This is a genomic window from Pseudomonas sp. F(2018), assembly GCF_005508865.1.
In the GTDB taxonomy this organism is placed as follows: Bacteria; Pseudomonadota; Gammaproteobacteria; order Pseudomonadales; family Pseudomonadaceae; genus Aquipseudomonas.
This window is the reverse complement of the sequence record NZ_SCOM01000003.1, coordinates 392,147-413,536: the sequence shown is the minus strand read 5'-3', so window position 1 is coordinate 413,536 and position 21,390 is coordinate 392,147. Positions and strand designations below refer to the sequence as shown.

The 21,390-nt window shown below is 65.8% G+C and carries 19 protein-coding genes; 5 read left to right on the top strand and 14 right to left on the bottom strand.

Annotated elements, in window-relative coordinates:
* Positions 1-13: 13 nt before the first annotated feature.
* The 3 genes from FFS62_RS15805 to FFS62_RS15795 all read right to left on the bottom strand — a co-directional run bounded on the left by FFS62_RS15805 (position 14) and on the right by FFS62_RS15795 (position 4,733).
* A complete protein-coding gene (locus FFS62_RS15805; protein WP_137973789.1) occupies positions 14-1,381 on the bottom strand; it encodes a DUF1329 domain-containing protein in 1,368 nt (455 codons plus the stop codon).
* A gap of 14 nt (positions 1,382-1,395) precedes the next feature.
* Entirely contained in the window at positions 1,396-3,171 is a 1,776-nt protein-coding gene (locus FFS62_RS15800; protein ID WP_137973788.1) for a DUF1302 domain-containing protein, read from the bottom strand.
* 230 nt (positions 3,172-3,401) lie between these two features.
* Positions 3,402-4,733, bottom strand: coding sequence for an MFS transporter (locus FFS62_RS15795; protein ID WP_137973787.1), 1,332 nt, complete (start codon positions 4,731-4,733; stop codon positions 3,402-3,404).
* Between the two features lie 219 nt (positions 4,734-4,952).
* Here FFS62_RS15795 and FFS62_RS15790 point away from each other — a divergent pair, with 219 nt between their 5' ends.
* Positions 4,953-6,425 carry a FadR/GntR family transcriptional regulator gene (locus FFS62_RS15790; protein WP_137973786.1) on the top strand — a complete coding sequence of 491 codons (1,473 nt, stop codon included), beginning with the start codon at positions 4,953-4,955 and terminating at the stop codon, positions 6,423-6,425.
* A gap of 31 nt (positions 6,426-6,456) precedes the next feature.
* Here FFS62_RS15790 and FFS62_RS15785 read toward each other — a convergent pair whose 3' ends face one another.
* Positions 6,457-7,680, bottom strand: coding sequence for a CaiB/BaiF CoA-transferase family protein (locus FFS62_RS15785; protein WP_137973785.1), 1,224 nt, complete (start codon positions 7,678-7,680; stop codon positions 6,457-6,459).
* Positions 7,681-7,810: 130 nt separating this feature from the next.
* On the bottom strand, positions 7,811-8,992 hold the full coding sequence (locus tag FFS62_RS15780; protein WP_137973784.1) for an acyl-CoA dehydrogenase: 1,182 nt from the start codon (positions 8,990-8,992) through the stop codon (positions 7,811-7,813).
* Positions 8,993-9,169: 177 nt separating this feature from the next.
* On the opposite strand from FFS62_RS15780, the gene FFS62_RS15775 reads away from it, so the two are divergent.
* A complete protein-coding gene (locus FFS62_RS15775; RefSeq protein ID WP_137973783.1) occupies positions 9,170-10,069 on the top strand; it encodes a LysR family transcriptional regulator in 900 nt (299 codons plus the stop codon).
* A 66-nt stretch (positions 10,070-10,135) separates the two neighbouring features.
* On the opposite strand, the gene FFS62_RS15770 is transcribed toward FFS62_RS15775, so the two are convergent.
* The 6 genes from FFS62_RS15770 to oscA form a co-directional block, all read right to left on the bottom strand.
* On the bottom strand, positions 10,136-10,900 hold the full coding sequence (locus FFS62_RS15770) for a hypothetical protein (protein ID WP_137973782.1): 765 nt from the start codon (positions 10,898-10,900) through the stop codon (positions 10,136-10,138).
* 175 nt (positions 10,901-11,075) lie between these two features.
* The gene (locus tag FFS62_RS15765) at positions 11,076-12,065 is read right to left on the bottom strand and encodes a sulfate/molybdate ABC transporter ATP-binding protein (protein WP_137973781.1); all 990 of its coding nucleotides are present in this window, start codon (positions 12,063-12,065) and stop codon (positions 11,076-11,078) included.
* 3 nt (positions 12,066-12,068) lie between these two features.
* Positions 12,069-12,941, bottom strand: coding sequence for a sulfate ABC transporter permease subunit CysW (gene cysW / locus FFS62_RS15760; protein WP_137973780.1), 873 nt, complete (start codon positions 12,939-12,941; stop codon positions 12,069-12,071).
* 10 nt (positions 12,942-12,951) lie between these two features.
* Positions 12,952-13,770: a sulfate ABC transporter permease subunit CysT gene (gene cysT, locus FFS62_RS15755; protein WP_137973779.1), complete on the bottom strand. Its 819-nt coding sequence runs from the start codon at positions 13,768-13,770 to the stop codon at positions 12,952-12,954.
* Between the two features lie 143 nt (positions 13,771-13,913).
* Complete coding sequence (locus FFS62_RS15750; protein ID WP_137973778.1) at positions 13,914-14,912, bottom strand: sulfate ABC transporter substrate-binding protein; 999 nt, start codon at positions 14,910-14,912, stop codon at positions 13,914-13,916.
* A gap of 182 nt (positions 14,913-15,094) precedes the next feature.
* On the bottom strand, positions 15,095-15,277 hold the full coding sequence (oscA, locus tag FFS62_RS15745) for a sulfur starvation response protein OscA (protein ID WP_137973777.1): 183 nt from the start codon (positions 15,275-15,277) through the stop codon (positions 15,095-15,097).
* 268 nt (positions 15,278-15,545) lie between these two features.
* Between oscA and FFS62_RS15740 the strand changes: the two genes are divergently transcribed.
* Positions 15,546-16,514 carry a sensor domain-containing diguanylate cyclase gene (locus tag FFS62_RS15740; RefSeq protein ID WP_137973776.1) on the top strand — a complete coding sequence of 323 codons (969 nt, stop codon included), beginning with the start codon at positions 15,546-15,548 and terminating at the stop codon, positions 16,512-16,514.
* A gap of 7 nt (positions 16,515-16,521) precedes the next feature.
* Here FFS62_RS15740 and FFS62_RS15735 read toward each other — a convergent pair whose 3' ends face one another.
* A complete protein-coding gene (locus tag FFS62_RS15735) occupies positions 16,522-18,204 on the bottom strand; it encodes a hypothetical protein (RefSeq protein WP_137973775.1) in 1,683 nt (560 codons plus the stop codon).
* A gap of 247 nt (positions 18,205-18,451) precedes the next feature.
* Here FFS62_RS15735 and FFS62_RS15730 point away from each other — a divergent pair, with 247 nt between their 5' ends.
* Both FFS62_RS15730 and FFS62_RS15725 read left to right on the top strand, forming a co-directional pair.
* Positions 18,452-19,033, top strand: a complete 582-nt coding sequence (locus FFS62_RS15730) for an alpha/beta hydrolase (RefSeq protein WP_137973774.1) — start codon at positions 18,452-18,454, stop codon at positions 19,031-19,033.
* Positions 19,034-19,140: 107 nt separating this feature from the next.
* The gene (locus FFS62_RS15725; protein ID WP_137973773.1) at positions 19,141-20,046 is read left to right on the top strand and encodes a sigma 54-interacting transcriptional regulator; all 906 of its coding nucleotides are present in this window, start codon (positions 19,141-19,143) and stop codon (positions 20,044-20,046) included.
* Here FFS62_RS15725 and FFS62_RS15720 read toward each other — a convergent pair.
* The gene (locus FFS62_RS15720) at positions 20,043-20,672 is read right to left on the bottom strand and encodes a glutathione S-transferase family protein (protein ID WP_137973772.1); all 630 of its coding nucleotides are present in this window, start codon (positions 20,670-20,672) and stop codon (positions 20,043-20,045) included. The two genes, FFS62_RS15725 and FFS62_RS15720, sit on opposite strands and share 4 nt — an antisense overlap.
* A 160-nt stretch (positions 20,673-20,832) precedes the next feature.
* Entirely contained in the window at positions 20,833-21,333 is a 501-nt protein-coding gene (locus FFS62_RS15715; protein WP_137973771.1) for a hypothetical protein, read from the bottom strand.
* Between the last annotated feature and the right edge of the window lie 57 nt (positions 21,334-21,390).

Below are 21,390 nucleotides of genomic sequence, written 5' to 3'. Positions count from 1 at the left end.
GTTGCGATGGAACTCAGCGGACGCCGGCGTTGCGCAGAGCCGCCGGGGTGAAGTCCACCGCCGAGGCCTGGATGCCGTACTGCACGGCGACTTTCTCTTCGTTGGCCATGCCAACGGCGATGTAGCGGCCAGCGATGATGTCGTACAGGGCCTCGAAGGCATACACCGGGACCTGTTGTTCGAACTGCTGCACCAGCATGGCCTGGCCTACGCGCCACAGCTGGCCGCGACCGTCGTAGTGCTCGGACACGGCGATCTGCCAGGAGTCCTCGTCGACGAAGAAGCGGCGCTTGGCGTAGATGTTGCGCTCGCCCGATTTCAGGGTCGCCTCGACTTCCCACACGCGGTGCAGCTCATAGCGCGCCAGATCCTGGTTGGTGTGGCCAGCCTGGATGATGTCGTCGTACTTCACGTCCGGCGACTGCAGCTTGTAGCTGTTGTAAGGGATGTACAGCTCGCGCTTGCCCACCAGCTTCCAGTCGTAGCGGTTGGGGGCGCCGTTGTACATGTCGAAGTTGTCCGAGGTACGCATGCCGTCGGCGGCGGTACCCGGGCCGTCATAGGCCACCTGCGGTGCACGGCGCACGCGACGCTGACCGGCGTTGTACAGCCAGGCCATGCGCGGTTCGGCGATCTGGTCCAGCGAGTCGTGCACCAGCAGCACGTTGCCGGCCAGGCGCGACGGCGCGGTCACGCGCTGCTTGAAGAACAGCAGGGCGTTCTCGGCCTTCTTCGGGTCCAGGCCCTTGGTCTGGCTGGGGAACGCCACTTCGTCTTCGAAGTGCACCAGAGTATAGGCGCCATTGGTCTGCGGGGCGGCCTGTACGGTGCTGCGACGCAGGTTGCCGCCGCGGTAGCGGGTGATGTGGTTCCACACCACTTCCAGGCCGTTCTGCGGAATCGGGAAGGCGTAGTAGCGGCTGTCGGCGAAGCCTGCCAGGCCGTTGCCACCCTCGATCAGGCTGGTGTTGGTCGCGCTCTTCTTGGCGGCTTCGTAGATCTGCGCGGGCATCGCCGAGCTGCGATGGCTGGGGTAGACCACCATCTTGTAGGTCTCGGGGTAGCGCTTGAACATGGCGATCTGGCCTTCGGCCAGCTTGTCCTTGTACTGGTCCAGGTTCTGCGCGGTGATGGTGAACAGCGGCTGTTCGTTGGCGAACGGGTCGCCGAGGAAGCCGCCGGGCAGCACGGCCGCGGCATCCTTGGCCAGGCCGCCGGTCCAGGCCGGGATGCTGCCGTCGGCGTTGCCGGATTTCTCCGCACCCACCGGAGTGAGACTGTCACCGAGCTTGGCGGCCTCTTCCGGCGACACGGCAGCGAGCACGCTGCCGGCCAGCAGGGAGAGAGTGAGGGCAGTGATCAGTTGTTTTGTTTTTCTCATGGTGATCGGATCCCTTAGAAGTTCACGCCGACGCTGAGGGCGAGGAAGTCTCGGTCGGTTTGGGTGTTGTAGTCGCCGTCGAAGAAGTTCGTGTAGCTCAGGCTGGCGTTGTAGGTGTTCAGGTAATCGGCATCGACACCGATGCTGATGGCTTTGGAGCCTTCGTTGAACACCGGGCCGTAGCCGTCGACGTCATGCGACCAAGCCACGTTGGGCTTCAAATTAATGCCGGCGAACACGTTGCTGTATTCGAGGATGCCGCGAGCGCGGTAGCCCCAGGATGTATTGGTATAGAAACCGTGAGTGCCGTATTCGTTGCGGGCGGCAATGTTGGATGCCTGGGTGCCATGAGGCGAACCGTAAATGGAGTCTCTTCCGTAGGCCACTTCGTCGCGGCTTTCCAGACCGCCGACACTGGTCATGCCAACCTCACCTACCAATGTCAGGCGCGAGGCACCGAGCACCTGATCGAAGAAGTGGGTCAGAGTGGTTTGTGCCTGGGTGACTTCCTTACGGTTGTAGCCTTTATGGATGTGCCCTGCTGTTGCCGCGGTGGCGGTGGTCAGCTTGGCAGTCATGTCGGTACCGTTAATACCGATAGGCATGTTCGGGCGATAGCTAATTTCGCCAGCCCATGCTGTGCCGGTAGGCAGTGTTGTGGAGAAGCTCAGGCCATACAGACGAATATCTTCCGGGTACTCGAGATAGTACTCGCCGTTACCTAGCAGAATCGGGGAGCGGAGAGAGGGGACTACCCCTGCTCTGCCGATAGCAGCGGCGTTGGCATTTTGGAACATCGCGTTGGGTGTACGGCTGTGGTAGTTCATGAAGTAGGCAGCGTACTCGGTATCGTCGCCTAACCAGCGCAGCGCAGTGCCCCACTGGCCGGAGTCACGTGCATCGTGGTCGCCTCCGCGCGGCACAACCAGACCTTCATTGTCGATGGTCACGCCAGTCAGCAAAGCACCAGCCGGACCGGCCTTGGCTGCTTGCAGAGTTCTAACGGTAGCTGCATCGAGGATGTTGTAGTTGGTGTCACAGCCGTCCGCGGCTACGTCGCTGGAGGAGAAGAACGTTCCGCAGTTGTCGGCGACGGTCTGTTCCCATTCCAACTGATAAAAGGCTTCGGCCGACAGTTGATCGGTGATGGTCTGCGACACGTAGAACATGTTGACCGGAATCAGGCCTTCCTTGATCTCCGCACCTGGGCGGCGGAACGCGGCAGCATCGACGGGGTTGATCGCATTGATGCCGTTGCCGATAAAGGTGCTTTCACCCCAGCTGACCACCTGCTTGCCCAGGCGAACCGAGCCGGGCATCTCGCCAATGGCGTAGTTGTGATAGACGAAGGCGTCGAGAATCTCGGCGCCAGAAGCCTGAGCCGCCTGCTTACGGTTGGAGTCGTCGATATCCTTGAACAGGCGATGCTCGTCTTTCAGCTCGAAGTCGTACCAGTACTTGCCGCGAACGAATACGCCGGTATCGCCGTATTTCAGTTCGAGGTCATGAATACCCTTGAAGATCTTCGAGAAGGTCTCGCCCTTCTTGAAGTTCATGCGGCCATCGTCACCGGTCTGGGTGAAGCCGGTTCCACCGTTGGCATTGCCGATCAGATCCTTGTCCGGGCTAGCAGTGGACCAGCTTGCGCCGACCGAGATGGACGAGTCGAGTTGGCCTTCGATCTCCCCGATGTTGAAGTTGACGGCATGCGCCGGAGCAATGGTTCCGAGGGCGACGGCCAGGGCGAGGGTGTGCGGCTGGAAGATTCCGGGCCTTGTTGTTTTTGTCATGAGGCTCTCCGTGAATGGGGGTGCAACTGGCCGCACACTACCCAGCGGATGACAGGCGCATAAGCGCACCAAGGACGTATTCGTGCTGTCGCCCGAAAGGATTAAGCGGCCTCTGCGGCGGCCTCTGGCGCTGTCCAGAAATTGTCTGAATGCAGGGTCATCAGCGAAACGCCGTGGACAATGAAAAAGCCCCGCCGAGGCGGGGCTTTGGAAGCATCGCAAGTTGCGCTTCAGGCCGGGTTCAGCGACCACTGCTGCAGGCGCTGCAGGCTCTCGCGGTAGGGGTGTAGGCCGCGCCACAGCAGCAGCACGGAGGCGCACACGGCGATGCCGGTGACGATCAGCAGCGAATAGCGCAGGGCGTTGTCGTCGGCGAACACGAAGTCGGTCACCAGGGCCACGGCGGTCGGGCCCAGGCCCAGGCCGATCAGGGTGATGACGAACAGGTACAGCGCCGAGGCCTGGCCGCGCATGGAGTTGGGCATGATCTCCTGGATCGCCGCCGGCGCCACGCCGAACGGCATGCTGAGGAAGAACACCGTTGGCGCCATCAGTACGCACGACCAGAACGCGCTGCCCATCAACGGGAAGGCCAGGACGAAGGGCAGGGCGCCGATGGCGGCATACAGGCCGACACGCATGTTGGCGTCGCTGCGCCCGTGCTTGGCCAGCCAGTCCGCCAGGCGCCCGCCGAAGACGATGCCGAGGCAGCCGAATACGGCGACGATGGAGCCGTAGATGATGCCGACCTGGCCGGCATCCCAGCCGTAGGTGCGGATGTAGAAGGTGGGAATCCAGGCGGCGCTGCCATAGCCGGCGAAGGCCAGTCCGGCGAAGCCGAGGTTGTGGCACAGCACGGTGCGGCGGTTGCTGCGGATGTAGCGGCCGACGTCGGCCAGCGGTACCGCCACGCCGGCGCCCACACCGCGGCGGGCCGGTTCGCGCACGGCCAGCATCAGCAGGGTGAACAGCACGCCGGCGGCGCCGAGAATCAGGAAGATCAGCTGCCAGGGCCGCACTTCGCCGAGCACGGGCAGATGCACGTCACCCTGGGCGGAGGCGAACTGGATCACCAGGCCGCCGAGCAGGAAGGCGATGCCCGAACCCAGGTACACGCCCATGCCGTATACCGCCATGGCGGTGGCGCGGCGATTGGGCGGGAAGCTGTCGGCGATCAGCGAATAGGCGGCCGGCGACAGCGCCGCTTCGCCGACGCCGACACCGACCCGGCAGATGAGGAATTGCCAGTACAGCTTGGCCATGCCACAGGCGGCGGTGGCGGCGCTCCAGAACAGCACGCCGATGGCGATCAGGCCGCGGCGGCTCTTGGTGTCGGCCAGGCGCCCGAGGGGAATGCCGCAGACGGTATAGAACAGGGCGAAGGACAAGCCCATCAGCAGGCTCATCTGCGTGTCGCTGATCACCAAGTCGCGGCGGATCGGGCCCACCAGCAGGTTGAGGATCTGTCGGTCGATGAACGACAGCACGTAGGCGACCATCAGAATGGTCACGGTGATCCAGGCAGAAAGGCTGGAGGGATAACCGTTGTTGTTATTGGACATGGGTCAAGGCTCTCCGCGGCGCCATCCTGGCACGCGTTGGGGGTGACGGGTGTGAACCCAGCTTAGGTCCGTATAAGCGCGGCTTAATATCGCACGAAGGTGTTATCAGCGAGCTGAATTGGGCTGATGCCCTATGGCGAATATCTGTGCACCGGTGCCGTATTAAATCGGAAAAAACTGGACTAATGTGTCGCCTTCTCCACGGATTGGGCGGCAAACATGTCGGGTACGTCAGGTATCGATGCCGTACGGCCAGCCAAGCTGGCCGAGCGGGTGGCCGAGTCGCTGCAGCGCGACATCGCCGCCATTGGCTGGCCGGTGGGTCGGGTATTCGGCTCCGAGGCGCAGTTGATGGAGCGCTACGGCGTCTGTCGCTCCACCCTGCGCGAGGCAGTGCGCCAGCTGGAGCGCCACGGGGTGGCCAGCATGCGCCGTGGCAGCGGCGGCGGCCTGGTGATCAGCCGCCCGGCGCGGGACTCGGCGGCGCTGGCGCTGGCCACCTACCTGGAGCTGACCGACGTCAGTTTCGACGAGCTGTACGAGGCGCGTGAGCTGGTCGAATCGCAGGCGGTGATGCTGGCGGCCGAGCGCCTGGACGAGCCGGACATTCCCCATGCGCGCCTGCTGATCGCCGAGCTGGGCGAGGAGCAGCCGGGTTGCTTCAACACCGAGCTGCAGCTGTTGACCAAGGTGCGCGAATTCATCTGTCAGGTGGCCGGCAACCCGGCCATCAGTCTGCTGTTCGAGGCCCTGCAATACGTCACCGTCAGTGGCCGTACACCGCGTGATCCGCATGCCTGGCTGAGGGTGCAGGAGGTGTTCGGCCAGGTACGGCGGCTGAAGATCCAGTTGCTGGAGGCGCTGATCGCCGGTAACGGTCTGGAGGCGCGCGAGCGAGTGCACGACAAGCTACGGCTGACCCGTGAGCTGATCATCGAGCAGCGCGGCAGCCTGCAGCGCGGCCCCACTTCGGCCATGAGTCATCTGGCGGCGGCGCCGGACTTCGCCTTCGGCAAGGTCTACGACAAGAGCGGCCACCGCCTGGCCGTGGTCATCGCGCGCAACATCGCCGCCTCCGGCCTCGGCCCTGGCTCGCGCATCGGCGCCGAGCCGGACCTGCAGGCGCTGCACGGCGTCAGCCGCGCGGTGTTGCGCGAGGCGGTGCGCACCCTCGAACTGCATGCCATCCTGCGCAGCCGGCGCGGCCCCGGTGGGGGCCTGCTGGTGGACACGCCGGACCCCAGTTACACGGTGCGCCTGGCCGTGGAGTACCTGGGCCAGGCGCCGTCGCTGGGGCCGCATTTCCATGCGGTATGGAAGAACCTGCAGCCGGCGGTGGTGGCGCTCGCCGCGTCACGCCTGAGTGACGACGGGCGCCAGCGCCTGCAGGCGCAGCTGGAGCGCCTGCACGCGGCCAGCGATATGGAGCGTCTGCGCCGCAGCGGCGAGCTGGATCGCTGTATCGCCGAGCTCAGCGGCAACCGTGCCCTGGCATTGTTCGCCAGGGTGCTCAGTGCGGTGGCGGAGAGCTACCCGAGCGGCGATGTGGCGCAATGGATACTGCAGCGCCTCGGCGAGCACCAGGCGCGCCTGGGCGCCGCGGTGCTGGCCGGCGATGCCAGCCTGGCGCGGCGGCGCATGCTCGACCATATCCGCCTGATCGAGACCGGCTTCGGCCTGGTCGAGGACTAGGCTGGGCACCGAGAAGGCTTAGGCCATTCGCCTAGATCACTGCAGCGGCACGCAGGCTGGCGATCTGTTCGGCGTCGAGGCCGAGCAGGCGCTGCAGCAGGGCATCGGTGTGCTCGCCCAGCAGCGGCGGGGCCAGGCGGTAGTCCACTGGGGTGGTGGACAGGCGCAGCGGGCTGGCCACCTGCGGGGTGCTGCTGCCCATGCCGTTGGCCATGTCCACGCGCAGGCCGCGGGCCTGCACCTGCGGGTCGGCGAACACCTGGGCCAGATCATTGATCGGCCCGCAGGGCACGCCGGCCGCCTCCAGCAGCGCGACCCACTCGGCGGTGGTCTTGAACACCGTGGCCTGGCGCAGCAGCGGGATCAGCTCGGTACGGTGGGCGACGCGTGCCTTGTTGGTGGAAAAACGCGGGTCGTCGGGCAAAGCCGGGAGTCCGGCGACCTCGCAAAACTTGCGGAACTGTCCGTCGTTGCCCACGGCGAGGATGAAGTCGCCGTCGGCGGTGGGGAAGTCCTGGTACGGCACGATGTTCGGATGGGCGTTGCCCAGGCGCTTGGGCGCGCTGCCGGTGGCCAGGTAGTTCATCGCCTGATTGGCCAGGCAGGCCACCTGCACGTCGAGCAGGGCAACGTCGATGTACTGGCCCTGGCCGCTGTGCTCGCGGGCGCTGAGCGCGGCCAGCACGCCGACGGTGGCGTACAGGCCGGTGAGGATGTCGGTCAGCGCCACGCCGACCTTCATCGGTCCGGCCCCGTCCTCGCCATCGGGCTTGCCGGTCAGGCTCATCAGCCCGCCGAGGCCCTGGATCATGAAGTCGTAGCCGGCGCGCTTGGCGTAGGGGCCGTCCTGGCCGAAGCCGGTGATCGAGCAGTAGATCAGCCGTGGATTGACCGCCTTCAGCGATTCATAGTCGAGGCCGTAAGCGGCCAGGCCGCCGACCTTGAAATTCTCCAGCACCACGTCGCACTGCGCCGCCAGTTCGCGCACCAGGCGCTGGCCCTCGGCCTGGGTGAAGTCCAGGGTCAGCGACTGCTTGTTGCGGTTGGCGCACTGGAAGTACGCCGCCTCGCGGCTGTCGTTGCCGTCGGCGTCCTTGATATAGGGCGGGCCCCAGTGGCGGGTGTCGTCGCCGCTGCCGGGACGCTCGACCTTGATCACCTCGGCGCCGAGGTCGGCGAGTATCTGCCCGGCCCAGGGGCCGGCCAGTACGCGGGACAGGTCGAGGACACGGATATGGGACAGGGCGCCGGGCATGGCGAGACTCCTTGAATAAGCACGGATAGCTCCCTCTCCCGTCGTGAGAGGGTTGGGGTGAGAGGAGCTCGGCGTGGCCTGCAGGGGCCCTCACCCCCGCCCCTCTCCCGGAGGGAGAGGGAGGCTGGGCTTAGAAGAACGCCTGCAGGCCGGTCTGCGCGCGGCCGAGGATCAGCGCGTGCACGTCGTGGGTGCCCTCGTAGGTGTTGACCACCTCGAGGTTGACCAGATGGCGGGCCACGCCGAACTCGTCGCTGATGCCGTTGCCGCCCATCATGTCGCGGGCCATGCGCGCGATATCCAGCGCCTTGCCGCAGCTGTTGCGCTTCATGATCGAGGTGATTTCCACCGCGGCGGTGCCCTCGTCCTTCATCCGACCCAGGCGCAGGCAACCTTGCAGGGCCAGGGTGATTTCGGTCTGCATATCGGCCAGCTTCTTCTGGATCAGCTGGGTCTGCGCCAGCGGGCGGCCGAACTGGGTGCGATCCAGGGTGTACTGGCGCGCGGTGTGCCAGCAGAACTCGGCGGCGCCCAGGGCGCCCCAGCTGATGCCGTAGCGCGCGGAGTTGAGGCAGGTGAACGGGCCTTTCAGGCCGCGCACGTCGGGGAAGGCGTTCTCTTCCGGGCAGAACACGTTGTCCATGACGATCTCGCCGGTGATCGAGGCGCGCAGGCCGACCTTGCCGTGGATCGCCGGGGCGCTCAGGCCTTCCCAGCCTTTCTCCAGGACGAAGCCGCGGATCTCGCCGGTGTCGTCCTTGGCCCAGACCACGAACACGTCGGCGATCGGGCTGTTGGTGATCCACATCTTGCTGCCGCTGATGCGGTAGCCGCCGTCGACCTTCTTGGCGCGGGTGATCATCGAGCCCGGGTCGGAGCCATGGTTCGGCTCGGTCAGGCCGAAGCAGCCGATGTACTCGCCGCTGGCCAGCTTGGGCAGGTACTTCTGCTTGGTGGCCTCGTTGCCGAACTCGAAGATCGGCACCATCACCAGGGAAGACTGCACGCTCATCATCGAGCGGTAGCCGGAATCAATGCGCTCCACTTCGCGGGCGATCAGGCCGTAGCACACGTAGTTCAGACCGCTGCCACCGTAGGCCTCGGGGATGGTGGCGCCGAGCAGGCCGGTCTCGCCCATCTCGCGGAAGATCGCCGGGTCGGTCTTTTCATGGCGGAAGGCTTCCAGCACGCGCGGGGCCAGCTTGTCGGCGGCGAACTGCTGGGCGCTGTCGCGCACCATGCGCTCTTCCTCGGTCAGCTGCTGGTCCAGCAGGAGCGGGTCGATCCAGTTGAAGCTTGCCTTGGCGGCCATGAGCGAATCCTCGAAACGGTGGCAGTGAAAACCGGCGCTTGGCCGGGCGATGGAGAGAGACTAGGCCCGGTGACGGCTGCGGGCAAACGAGGATTTCGCACGCTGTTGTGCGAATAACTCACTCCGAGATAGCCTGAGCAGGCAATTTATTGGTTTTCGAGTGAGGTCATGGCATAGATGCGCCGCAGGATTCCCAGTACCGCCGCCCTGGTGGCTTTCGAGTCGGCCGCCCGCCACCAGAGCTTCACCAAGGCCGCCGACGAGCTGGTGCTGACCCAGAGCGCGATCTGCCGGCAGATCGCCGGGCTGGAGCAATTCCTCGGCATCGAGCTGTTCCGCCGCTCGCGGCGCGGGGTCAAGCTGACCGAGGCGGGCCTGGCGTACAGCCGCAAGGTGGCGGCGCAGCTCGATGCGGTGGAGCGCGATACTCTGGCCGCCATGGGCCAGCAGGGCGCGGTGGCCATCGAGCTGGCCGTGGTGCCGACCTTCGCCACCCAGTGGCTGGTGCCGCGCCTCAAGGACTTCCAGCGCCTGCACCCCGAGGTGACGGTGCACCTGACCAACCGCACCCGGCCGTTCCTGTTCGCCGATACCGCCTTCGATGCCGCCATCTATTTCGGCGATGCCGAGTGGTCGGGTACCGAGGCGCACTTCCTGATGCCCGAGGAGCCGCAACCGGTGTGCAGCCCGGAACTGCTGGCCGGGCGTGGGCAGTTCGAGGCCGCCGAACTGGCCAGCCTGCCGCTGCTGCAGCAGAGCACCCGGCCCTACGCCTGGCGCCAGTGGTTCGCGGCTCAGGGCCTGAGCGTGCCACACGACCTCGGCGGGCCGCGCTACGAGCTGTTCTCCATGCTGGCCCAGGCGGCCAGCCACGGCATGGGGGTGGCGCTGATCCCGCCCTTCCTGATCCAGCGCGAGCTGGCCGAGGGACGGCTGGTGCCGGCGCATCCGGCGGCGCTGCACAGCAGCGACAAGGCCTATTACCTGATGATTCCCGAGCGCAAGGCCGAGTCCGCCGCCCTGCGCGCGTTTCGCGACTGGTTGCTGCAGGCGGCCGGCGAATACCGCGGCGCATAGCCGAGGTCGATCGAGCAGGCATAAAAAAGCCGGGCATTGGCCCGGCTCAGTGCATTGCCGTCTCGCTTACGGCGAACCGGCGACCTGGCCCAGCGACATCCACTGGCCGGTCATGGAACGGGTGTGGCGGTCCACCGTGGTCGGCGCGAAGGCGCGGCCGGAGGTGCTGGCCAGGGCGTTGCTGCCGCTGTTCATGTCCATCAGCGCGGCGCGCAGGAACTTCCAGCGGGTCTGCAGCTTGGCCACCACCGGATTGGCCTTGCCGTCAAGGGCGCCCAGCTCCTTGTCGATCTGCGGCACCAGGATGCGCTCGTCCTGGCCAACGTAGTTGTCCGGCTGTTCACGGGCGATCTCGAAGCTGCCGATGTAGGAGCGGCTGAGGTACTGCACGGCCAGATATTCGACCTGGGCCGGCAGTTCGCCGACCGGGTCGGCATCCGGAACGGCACGCGCCACGGTCAGCAGATCACGCAGGGATTGCGCCAGATCCTGCGGATAGCTCCAGGGCATGTCGTCTTCTTTGGGGCCAAAGGAAACACCTAGGCGTAACTGGGTAACAAGTTTGGTGGTCAATCCGGGAATTTCCGAGCTGGCGCTCATGGCCGCCTGGGAGGCAGTCTCCAGATCGGCAATATCCTTCTCCAGACGAGTCAGATACTCCTCCTGGAAGCCCTCGCCACGGATCAGAAGCAGGCTGCTGGTGGCGCGGCTGGCGTACACCTGTACCTGTTCGGCCGCGGTCATGGCGGCAGCCTGAGCCACGGCTGAAACCGTCGTCAGAATCCCTAGCGTTATGGAAAAAATCAATCGAATCAAAGGATTACGATTCATCCCCGGTCGCTCCTTATTATTCTTGTCGGCGCGTATGTATGGGTTGGCCAGATGGCCGTCAGCGCAGTCGCAACAGCCTACTGCGCTTGCCATAGCAAAGGATGAGCCAAAAGAGTGATTTGCATCGCATTTTTGGCGTCGCGGAGCCGGCGCGGCTCCGCCTGTGCTAACGGGCTCAGAGGGACGGCTGCTGTTGCCAGACCTTGGGCTTGAAGTAGAGCGTCTCACCGCGGGCCAGTCCGGTCAGGCTGTCGTGATCCTTGACCACCTCGGCCTCGATCAGCTCGTCCTGGCCCTCGACCTTCAGGGTCACCCGGGTGATCGCGCCCAGCGGGCGGATATCGCGTACTTCGGCGCTGCGGTGTTCTTCCACTGCCTGGCGCGACAGCGAGACCTCGTGCGGGCGGAACAGCAGATGCTGGTCCTCGCCGATATGCAGGCGGTTGGAGTCGCCGAGGAAGTGGTAGACGAAGTCGCTGGCCGGCTTCTCGTAGACCTCGCCCGGCGAGCCGATCTGCTCGATCACGCCCTTGTTCATCACCACGATGCGGTCGGCCACTTCCATGGCTTCTTCCTGGTCGTGGGTGACGAACACGCTGGTCAGATGCACTTCCTCGTGCAGGCGCGCCAGCCAGCGGCGCAGCTCCTTGCGCACCTTGGCGTCGAGGGCGCCGAAGGGTTCGTCGAGCAGCAGCACCTTGGGCTTCACCGCCAGGGCGCGGGCCAGGGCGATGCGCTGGCGCTGGCCGCCGGACAGCTGCTCCGGGTAGCGGTCGGAGAGCCAGTCGAGCTGGACCATGTTGAGCAGCTCGTGCACGCGCTCGGCGATCTCCGGTTCGCTGGGCTTCTCGCCCTTGGGCTTCATGCGCAGGCCGAAGGCGACGTTGTCGAACACCGTCATGTGGCGGAACAGCGCGTAGTGCTGGAACACGAAGCCGACGTTGCGATCACGCACGTCGTGGCGCGACACGTCTTCGCCGTGGAACACGATGTTGCCGCTGTCCGGGGTTTCCAGGCCGGCGATGATCCGCAGCAGGCTGGTCTTGCCGCAGCCGGACGGGCCGAGCAGGGCCACCAGCTCGCCGCTGTTGATGTCCAGGTTGATGTCGTTGAGCGCGCGGAAGGCGCCGAAATGCTTGCTGACGTTACGGATTTCGATACTCATGGCTTATTCCTCGTCGGCATTCGATTTGAGGCGGGACAGACGCGCTTCGCTCCACTGCTTGAGCAGCAGGATGATCAGGGCCAGGGCCAGCAGCAGGCTGGCCACGCTGAACGCGGCGACGTGGTTGTATTCGTTGTAGAGAATCTCGACATGCAGCGGCAGGGTGTTGGTATAGCCACGGATGTGGCCGGACACCACCGACACCGCGCCGAACTCGCCCATGGCCCGCGCGGCGCACAGCACCACGCCGTAGATCAGGCCCCATTTGATGTTGGGCAGGGTCACGTGCCAGAACATCTGCCAGCCGTTGGCGCCGAGCAGGCGCGCGGCTTCTTCTTCCTGGGTGCCCTGTTCCTGCATCAGCGGGATCAGTTCACGGGCGACGAAGGGCACGGTGACGAACACGGTGGCGAGGACGATGCCGGGCAGGGCGAAGATGATCTGGATATCCCGCTCCTGCAGCCATTCGCCGAAGAAGCCCTGGGCGCCGAACAGCAGCACGTAGATCAGGCCGGCGATCACCGGGGAGACGGAGAACGGCAGGTCGATCAGCGTCACCAGGATGCTCTTGCCGGTGAACTCGTACTTGCTCACGCACCAGGCGGCGGCCACGCCGAACACCAGGTTGAGCGGCACCGAGATGCCCACGGCGAGCAGGGTCAGCTTGAGGGCGCTGATGGCGTCCGGCTCGATCAGTGCGGTGAAGAAGGTGCCGAGGCCGAGCTTGAGCGCCTCGTGCAGCACCACCAGCAGCGGCAGCAGCAGGAAGATCGCGAAGGCCAGCCAGGCGCCGACGATCAGGGCGATGCGCCCGGCCGCGCTGCCACGTCGGGCGGCGTTGGCGGCGGCACTGGCCGACAGGGTTGTAGTCGTCATGGCGGCCTCCTTACGGGCGTTCGATGCGGCGCTGCAGCAGGTTGATCAGCAGCAGCAGGATGAAGGAGACCACCAGCATCAGCACGCCGATGGTAGTGGCGCCGTGGTAGTCGTACTGGTCGAGCTTGACCATGATCAGCAGCGGCAGGATCTCGGTCTTCATTGGCATGTTGCCGGCGATGAAGATGACGGAGCCGTACTCGCCGACGCCGCGGGCGAAGGCCAGGGCGAAGCCGGTCAGCCAGGCGGGCAGCAGGGCCGGCACCAGGATGTGGCGGAACACCTGGAACGGCTTGGCGCCCAGGCAGGCGGCGGCCTCTTCGACTTCGCGCGGGATGTCCGCCAGCACCGGCTGGATGGTGCGCACCACGAAGGGCAGGGTGACGAAGGTCAGCGCCAGGGTGATGCCCAGCGGGGTGTAGGCGATCTTGAAGCCGAGCCAGGTGGCGATCTGGCCGACCAGGCCGGCCGGAGCGTACAGCGCGGTCAGGGCGATACCGGCGACGGCGGTGGGCAGGGCGAACGGCAGGTCGATCATGGCGTCGATCAGCTTGCGTCCGGGGAAGTCGTAGCGCACCAGCACCCAGGCCAGCAGCGTGCCGATGATGCCGTTGAGAACGGCGGCGGCGAGGGCGGTGGAGAAGCTCAGTTTCAGCGCGGCGAGCACGCGCGGGGCGGTGACGATGGTCCAGATCTGCTCCCAGCTGAGCTGGGCGGCGTGGACGAACATGGCACCCAGGGGAATCAGCACCAACAGGCTGAGGTACACCAGGGTGTAGCCCAGCGTCAGCCCGAAGCCGGGTATGACGGGGGAAATGCGGCGTGACATTGTCTGTCCCTTATTCCGTTGTGAAGCGCCGAGGGCGGAACACACCCGCGTGAGCCGGTGTTGCGGTGAGCACGCGATTGTTCCGACCTACACACCAAAAAGCCACAGGTCGAGGTCATCGGCCTGTGGCTGCTTTCAGTCGCTTACTGCGCCTGGTAGATCTGGTCGAAGATGCCGCCGTCGTTGAAGAACTTCGGCTGTGCTTCTTTCCAGCCGTTGAAGTCCTTGTCGATGGTGACCAGCTTCAGCTGCGGGAACTGCTTGGCGTATTCGGCGGCGACCTTCTCGTCACGCGGACGGTAGAAGTTCTTCGCGGCGATGCGCTGGCCTTCCTCGCTGTACAGGTACTGCAGGTAGGCGGTGGCCACTTCGCGGGTGCCTTTCTTGTCGACGTTCTTGTCGACCACGGCCACCGGCGGCTCGGCCAGGATGGACAGGCTCGGCGCGACGATTTCGAACTGGTCGCCACCTTGTTCCTTCAGGGCCAGGAAGGCCTCGTTTTCCCAGGCCAGCAGCACGTCGCCGATCTGGTTGTTGACGAAGGTGATGGTCGAGCCACGGGCGCCGGTGTCCAGTACCGGCACGTGCTTGTACAGCTCCTGCACGTATTCCTGCGCCTTGGCGTCGCTACCGTATTGCTGCTTGGCCCAGGCCCAGGCGGCCAGGAAGTTCCAGCGCGCACCGCCGGAGGTCTTCGGGTTCGGGGTGATGACTTCCACGCCCTTCTTGGTCAGGTCGCCCCAGTCCTTGATGCCTTTCGGGTTGCCCTTGCGCACCAGGAACACGATGGTCGAGGTGTACGGGGTGCTGGATTGCGGCAGGCGGCTCTGCCAGTCGGCGGGGATCAGCTTGCCGATCTTGTTCAGCTCGTCGATGTCGCCGGCCAGGGCCAGGGTCACCACGTCGGCCTTGAGGCCGTCGATCACGGCGCGGGCCTGTTTGCCCGAGCCACCGTGGGATTGCTGGATGGTCACGGCTTCTTTGCCCTGGGCGGTCCAGTGCTTGTTGAAGGCGGCGTTGTACTCCTGGTACAGCTCGCGGGTCGGGTCGTAGGACACGTTGAGGATTTCCGCGGCAGCGGCGGCTTGGCCGGCGAACAGGGCGGAGGCCAGTGCGGCCAGGGCGAAACGACGAATGGACATGGTGCAGCTCCTGAATCTCGGGTGTTGTTCTGTGTTGGCTTATGGGCGTTGCGGAGGTGCCGTGGCGCTCACTGACGCATTCGCGCTGGGCAAAGACTGGGCCGCTGCATGGGCATGCTCGTGGCGGGTGTGCTGACTTTCATGGTGGCGCCCTCCGGTCGTCCAGTCGGGTTTCGCGGTGATCAGGCCTGCTTGGCGTTCTGGGCCTGCAGGCGGAATTTTTCCTTGCGCTCGATCTGCACCACCTGGCCGTTGTGCACGGTGATTTCCACCGAACCGAAACGCAGGTTCTGCAGGGCTACTTGGATTTCGCGCAGGATGCCGGCTTCGTCCTGGCCTTCGACGCTTCTGAGAGTGGCGCTCATGACTCTGCTCCTTGGATGGTGGCCCGGGGTTGGGCGTGGAGCGGATAGTAGGGGGAGATGCATATTCTTAAAAAGAATGTTTATTTCTTTATTTATTCTCTTGAGATCTATAAGGCCTCGGTATACCGCAGAATCTGCTTCGGGTTCCCGCTTCCTGACTGCGGAGTCGAAATTTCTGCCACTCGTCACAACACCCGGTTGCCACCATCGCCAGCGAGTCGGCTGGGCGCATAGTCTTCAGTTCATGAATGTGACAAGGCGACGTCCGATGGACGACAACGAGCAGGCTCCCAGCGAGCTGGAAACCCTGACCCTGGCGCTGCTGCACAGCCGCGGCGAGGTTGAGCGCCTGCGTGAACGCGAGCTGCTGGTGAGCAGCCTGCTGGCCGGTCTCAACGCGGTGCTGTGGGCCTTCGACTGGGAGCAGCAGAAGGTGGTCTACGTCAGCCCGGCGTACGAGCAGATCTTCGGCCGCAGCGCCGCGCTGCTGCTGGCCGACTACAACGAGTGGCTCAACAGCATCTACCCGGACGACATGGAGTACGCCGCCCAGAGCCTGGCGTCGGTTCTCGAGGTGGGCTCGGTTGAGCAGCGCGAGTACCGCATCATCCGGGGCGACGGCGAGGTGCGCTGGCTCAGCGACAAGTGCTTCATCAGCCCGCCCAACCTGTTCGACGGGCAGACCCTGATCGTCGGCATCGCCGAGGACATCACCGAGAAGAAGGTGCTGCAGAGCGAGCTGCATCGCCTGGCCACCAGCGACGTGCTAACCGGCGCGAGCAACCGCCGGCATTTCTTCGACCAGGCCGGCACCCTGTTCGACGAGGCGGTCGCCAACGGCCGGCCGCTGTCGTTCCTGCTGCTGGATATCGACGACTTCAAGAAGATCAACGACGGCCACGGCCACCAGATGGGTGACCGCGTGCTGCAGCGCGTGGCCCACTGCGGCGCCTATGTGGTGCGCCGCGACGACCTGTTCGGGCGCATCGGCGGCGAGGAGTTCGCCATCGTCTTCCCCGGCTGCGACAGCGAGCAGGCGCGCCAGGTGGCCGAGCGTCTGCAGCGTGAGGTGCAGCGCCTGCAGTTCCACAACGACGGCGAAAGCTTCGGCGTGACCATCAGCCAGGGCATCACCAGCCTGCGCGAGGGCGACGAGCTGGAGGACCTCTACGCCCGCGCCGACGCCGCCATGTACCAGGCCAAGCGCCAGGGCAAGGACTGCATCGTCCTCGGCTGAGCCGCGCCTAGGGGTGTAGCCAGAAGGCGAACTCGGCGAACTGCTCGTCGCGCCACCAGTCGCTCCTGCCGGTGCCATAGCGGAAGTTGCTCGCCCCGGCCTGACTCTGCAGCGGGGCGGTGATGCGCCCAGCACTGTCGCGACGGGCATGCAGCTCGCCTGACTCCGGCACCACCACCACGATATGCCCGGATTTGCCGTCGACCTTGCGCCGCGCCACGATCAGGCCGATGGCGCCCTGGTTGGCTTCCAGCTGCAGTTCCTCCAGGTCGGCGGCGCGACGCCAGGCGAAGCCCTCGCCGAAATCGCGCAGCCAGCGGAACAGATCGTTGGCCCGCTGCTCCTCGATCGTCTGCCCGTAATGCGCCGCCACCGTCTCGCCACGGCCCATGCGCAGCAGCGCGCCGGCGCTCCACCAGACCCGCGGCAGGTAGGCACCGGCCAGGTGGCAGTAGTCGTGGGCGTACAGGTTGCAGTAGGTGCGGCCGTTACCCGGCTGGTAACGCAGGTGGGCGGGGTCGTCCACCGCCAGCCAGGCGATGATCGCCGCCAGCTCTGCACGGCGCTGGGTGGCGTCGCCGCCCTGGCGGCCCGGCTGGTTCTTCTCGTTCAGCGAATGGGCGTTGGCCGCCTCGCTGCGTCTGCTCAGCGAGTCGCTCTTGCGCGGCATATGCGCCTCGGGCAGGCCCTGCGCAGCACTCGCCGGTGGCGCCAGCACGCTGCCGGCGGGCGCCGGCTTGAGGTAGCGCGCGGCGACGAAGCCCTGCAGCAGGGCGCCGTTGAGCCGGGTCTGGATCTCCAGGAAGCCGTTTTCCTGGCGCCCGCCCACGGCCTGTACCAGCTGGCCGTCCGGCAGCGAGCCGCGTAGGTTGCTCGCCGGTCTGGCGGGTATCTCTGGGCTGGCGCGCAGGTTGAGCATGCCGCTGCTGACCTGTACCTCGAACAGCTTGCCCGCCGCACTTGGCTCGGCCATCGGCGGTAGCGGCGCCTGGCCGGGGGCCGTTGGCGCGCTCGGGCCGTCGGGGTCGACCCTGTGGCACAGGCGGATGAAGTCGAACAGCGCCTCGCCGTAGTAGCGGGTGCCATCGAAGTAGCCCTGCCGGAGGCCCTTGGATGGGGTGAAGCTGCCGCGGTTGTAGGCGATGCCCAGGGCCGCCATTTCGAAGTCGCTGAGGCTGCTTTTGTCCGCCCAGCCGAGGCGGTGCAGCTTGGCGCGCAGCTCGCCGACCGCCTTGTCCAGGGCCGCGTCGAAGTCCGCGTAGCGGCGCTGCAGGAAGTAGTCCGGCTCCTGCAGGAAGAACTGCAGGTCGTACTGGAAGATGCCGAAGCCGTGGCAGAACTTGTTCGGATTGGCGGCCGCCTTGCGGTAGTCGGGAATGTGCTCGGCCATCTCCACCAGGGCCTGGCGCGCCAGGTCGAACATGGCCTGGCCGTTGGGCTTGCTGAGCAGCTCGGCCTTGGTCTGCGGGAAGGCGCGGCGCCCGGCGCTGGCGTCCAGCGTGTCGCCGACGCACAGCTCAAGCACCCGCGCCACCGGCATCTGCTTGCGCAGGCGGTTCCACAGGTAGCCGGTCTCCTGACAGGCGATGGCGGTGAGCAGGTCGAGGGTGAGGGGCGTGCCGCGCAGCGCAGGCTCGATGCGCGGGCGGAACTCTTGCTTGAACCAGGCGATGGCCGCGGCATCGGGCATGGCGGCGCCTCCTCCGTGAGTGGAAACGGTCCTACGTTGGAGTGAGCGAGCAAGACCGGAGGGCGCCACTGGAACGACATCGGGACGATGCGAACAGGCTCAAGCAAAGACGAGCATGCTGGCGGCTGCCAGGCCGTTCGGCAGACGAGTGTTGGTATAAATGGAATAAGTAAATGAATTCTTATTCCTTAACTTGTAATCCATCCCTGCCTAGACTGGCCTCCGGAACGTATCGAGGAGGCCCGTCATGGCCAGCCAGACCACCAGTTACCTGATCCTGCCAGGATGGCAGGGTTCGCCGGACGACCATTGGCAGAGTCATTGGCAGCGCAATCTGCCACACGCCAGCCGGGTCGAACAGGCGGACTGGGACAATCCCGACCCGCAGAGCTGGGTCGCCGCGCTGGAACAGCAGGTGGCCGCCGCCCGCGGCCCGCTGATCCTGGTGGCGCACAGCCTCGGCTGCGTCACCGTGGCCCGCTGGGCCGTCCAGGCACCGCTGGCGTCCCTGCGCAAGGTGCGCGGCGCCCTGCTGGTGGCGCCGGCCGATGTCGAACGGGCCGGCTGCCCCGAGGCGCTGCGCGGCTTTGCCCCGATCTCCCGCGAGCTGCTGCCGTTCCCCAGCCTGCTGGTCGGCTCGGACAACGACCACGCCGCCAGCGCACCGCGTGCCCTCGAACTGGCCCGCGCCTGGGGCGCCCAGGCGGCCATCCTGCCGGGCGCCGGACATATCAACGTGAAGTCCGGCCACCAGCGCTGGGAGCAGGGCTTCGCCTACCTGTACCGCCTGCAGCGCCAGATCGAGCAGCAGGAACGCCTGCGCGCATGAACGCCGGGTGCCGTGCGCCACGAATGTGCCCGCCGCGGCGCCGCGTCCCGCCCATTCCCATCTGAGCCGCCGCCAGCCGGCGGCTCGCCGTGACAAGAGATTCCGCAATGAGCCGCCCAGATTTCCCCCAGCAAGCCCTGCTGACCTTTGCCGACACCGAGAAGAGCCCGCTGAGCATCCGCGCCAAGGCGCTGGTGTTCGTCGACCCGCGTTCGCGCCAGCTGCGCGAGCAGGCCAATGCCCTGGCCGTCGCCGAACTGCCGGTGCTTATCCTCGGCGAGACCGGCACCGGCAAGGAGCTGCTGGCCCGTCACGTGCACCGCGAGAGCGAGCGTGGCGGCCTGTTCGTCGCCGTCAACTGCGGTGCGATCAGCCCGCAGTGGGGCGAGGCCGAGCTGTTCGGCCATGCCGCCGGGGCCTATTCCGGCGCCGCCAGCAGCCGCGCCGGCTGGTTCGGTTCGGCCAACGGCGGCACCCTCTACCTGGACGAGATCGGCGACCTGCCGCTGGCCCTGCAGGGCAAGCTGCTCAGCGCCCTGGAGACCCGCGAGGTGCAGCGTGTCGGCGGACAGCAGGCGACGCCGGTGGACGCGCGCCTGGTGGCCGCCACCAGCATCGACCTGGCCCAGGCGGTGGCCGCCGGCAAGTTCAACGAGCGGCTGTTCCTCTACCTCAACGAGGGGCGTCTGGAGCTGCCCGCGCTGCGCGAGCGGCCCGGCGACATCCTGCCGCTGGCCGAGTACTTCCTCGGCATCTATGCCCAGCGCCTGGGTCTGGATATCCCGCAGATCGGCCTGGATGCCCAGGCGGCGCTGGAGGGCCACCCCTGGCACGGCAATACTCGCGAGCTGGAGAACGTCATCCACTTCGCCCTGCTGGTGAGCAGCGGCGAGGAGATCCTGCCGCAGCACCTCAACCTGCCGGCGGGCTCACCGCTGCAGGCCATCGAGCGCCAGCTGGCGCTGCTCAGTGGCGCGGAGCTGGAGCTGCTGCGCCAGCGCCTGGCGATCTAGTCGCCGAGCTGCTCCAGCCACTGCGCTTCCAGCTCGGCGACCTTGGCCACCGAGGGGCGCGCGGCGATGCGCTCGACGTAGGCCTGGATCACCGGCAGCGCCGGCACCACGCCGAAACCGACCGTCCATTTCAGCGCTGTGCCCCAGAGGATGTCGGCGCTGCTCAGGCGCTCGCCGAGCAGGTAGGGCCCCTGTTCCAGCTGCTGCACCAGGGTGCCGAGCATGGTATCGAAATCGCCGTAGGGGCTCATCGACTGTGGCGGCACATGCTGCTGGGCGCGGTCGGCGATGGCCGGCTCGAAACTCGAACCGTAGAACACCAGCCAGCGCAGCCAGGCGCCGCGCTGCGGGTCGCCCAGCGGCGGGGTGAGGCCGGCTTCCGGATACAGATCGCTGAGGTAGATGAATACCGCGCCCTGCTCGGTGATCAGGGTGTTGCCGTGGAGAATGGCCGGCACCTTGCCCATCGGGTTGATCGCCAGGTACTCCGCCTGGCGCGTCTGACCCTGCTTGATGCTGAGCAGGCGCGGGCGGTAATCGGCGTGCAGCTCCTGGAGCAGGATGGCGGTGCCGGTGGAGCGGCTGCGCGGCGAGTGAAAGAAGGTGATGCGGCGATCCTGTTGCATGACGGCCTCCGGTCTGGTCGGGTAGTGAACCCTAGTCCAGGCCAGGGGCCGCTGTCGGGATGGCGGATGAAAGGCACGGGTCGAGCGGCTCGCTTATCTGGCAGCAGAGGAGGGCAGCGATTGCTTCAGGCACTAGAGCTCTGCTGAATGGCAGCCAGGTTCAATCTTCGGCCAAGGGCAGATTGTGAGAGGAGAGAATCCCATCCCACTCTTTCTCAAGTTGATTGTTTGATGCAGGGCTGTACAGCGTCGCTAGGTGGACCGAGTCCTTGCTCACCCTAGCGCTGCCACATTCGTAGCAGACGACGAAGTCATAGACGTGCCCACGAGCCTTAATACTGACTCCATGCCTCGGAGAAAAGCACATTGCCATGAACTGAGGCTCTGGTGCTTCGACCCAAGCCACCAGGCCGTCCAGTACTGTCTGGCGGGGTTGGCCGGAAAGCTCGGAATGACCTAGCGATGGCCAGCCTAGGTAGCAATCACCGGCACAGATTCCTTCCAAATAGCGCTTGGGATCGGCTGGAGAAAGAGAGAAGAAGGCAACTTCCTGTGCATTGGCAATGGCCTCCAGCACTTCGTCCTTGCTGTCCGCCGATGCATTGCTGCCCATGAGCAGCAATGCGCCGAGAACGGCTGCCGAGATAATTTCCTTGAACATTGCCTGGTCCCTGTTCCGCAACGAGTGGCGAGGCTAGTGCATGTTCGGGCGACTGCA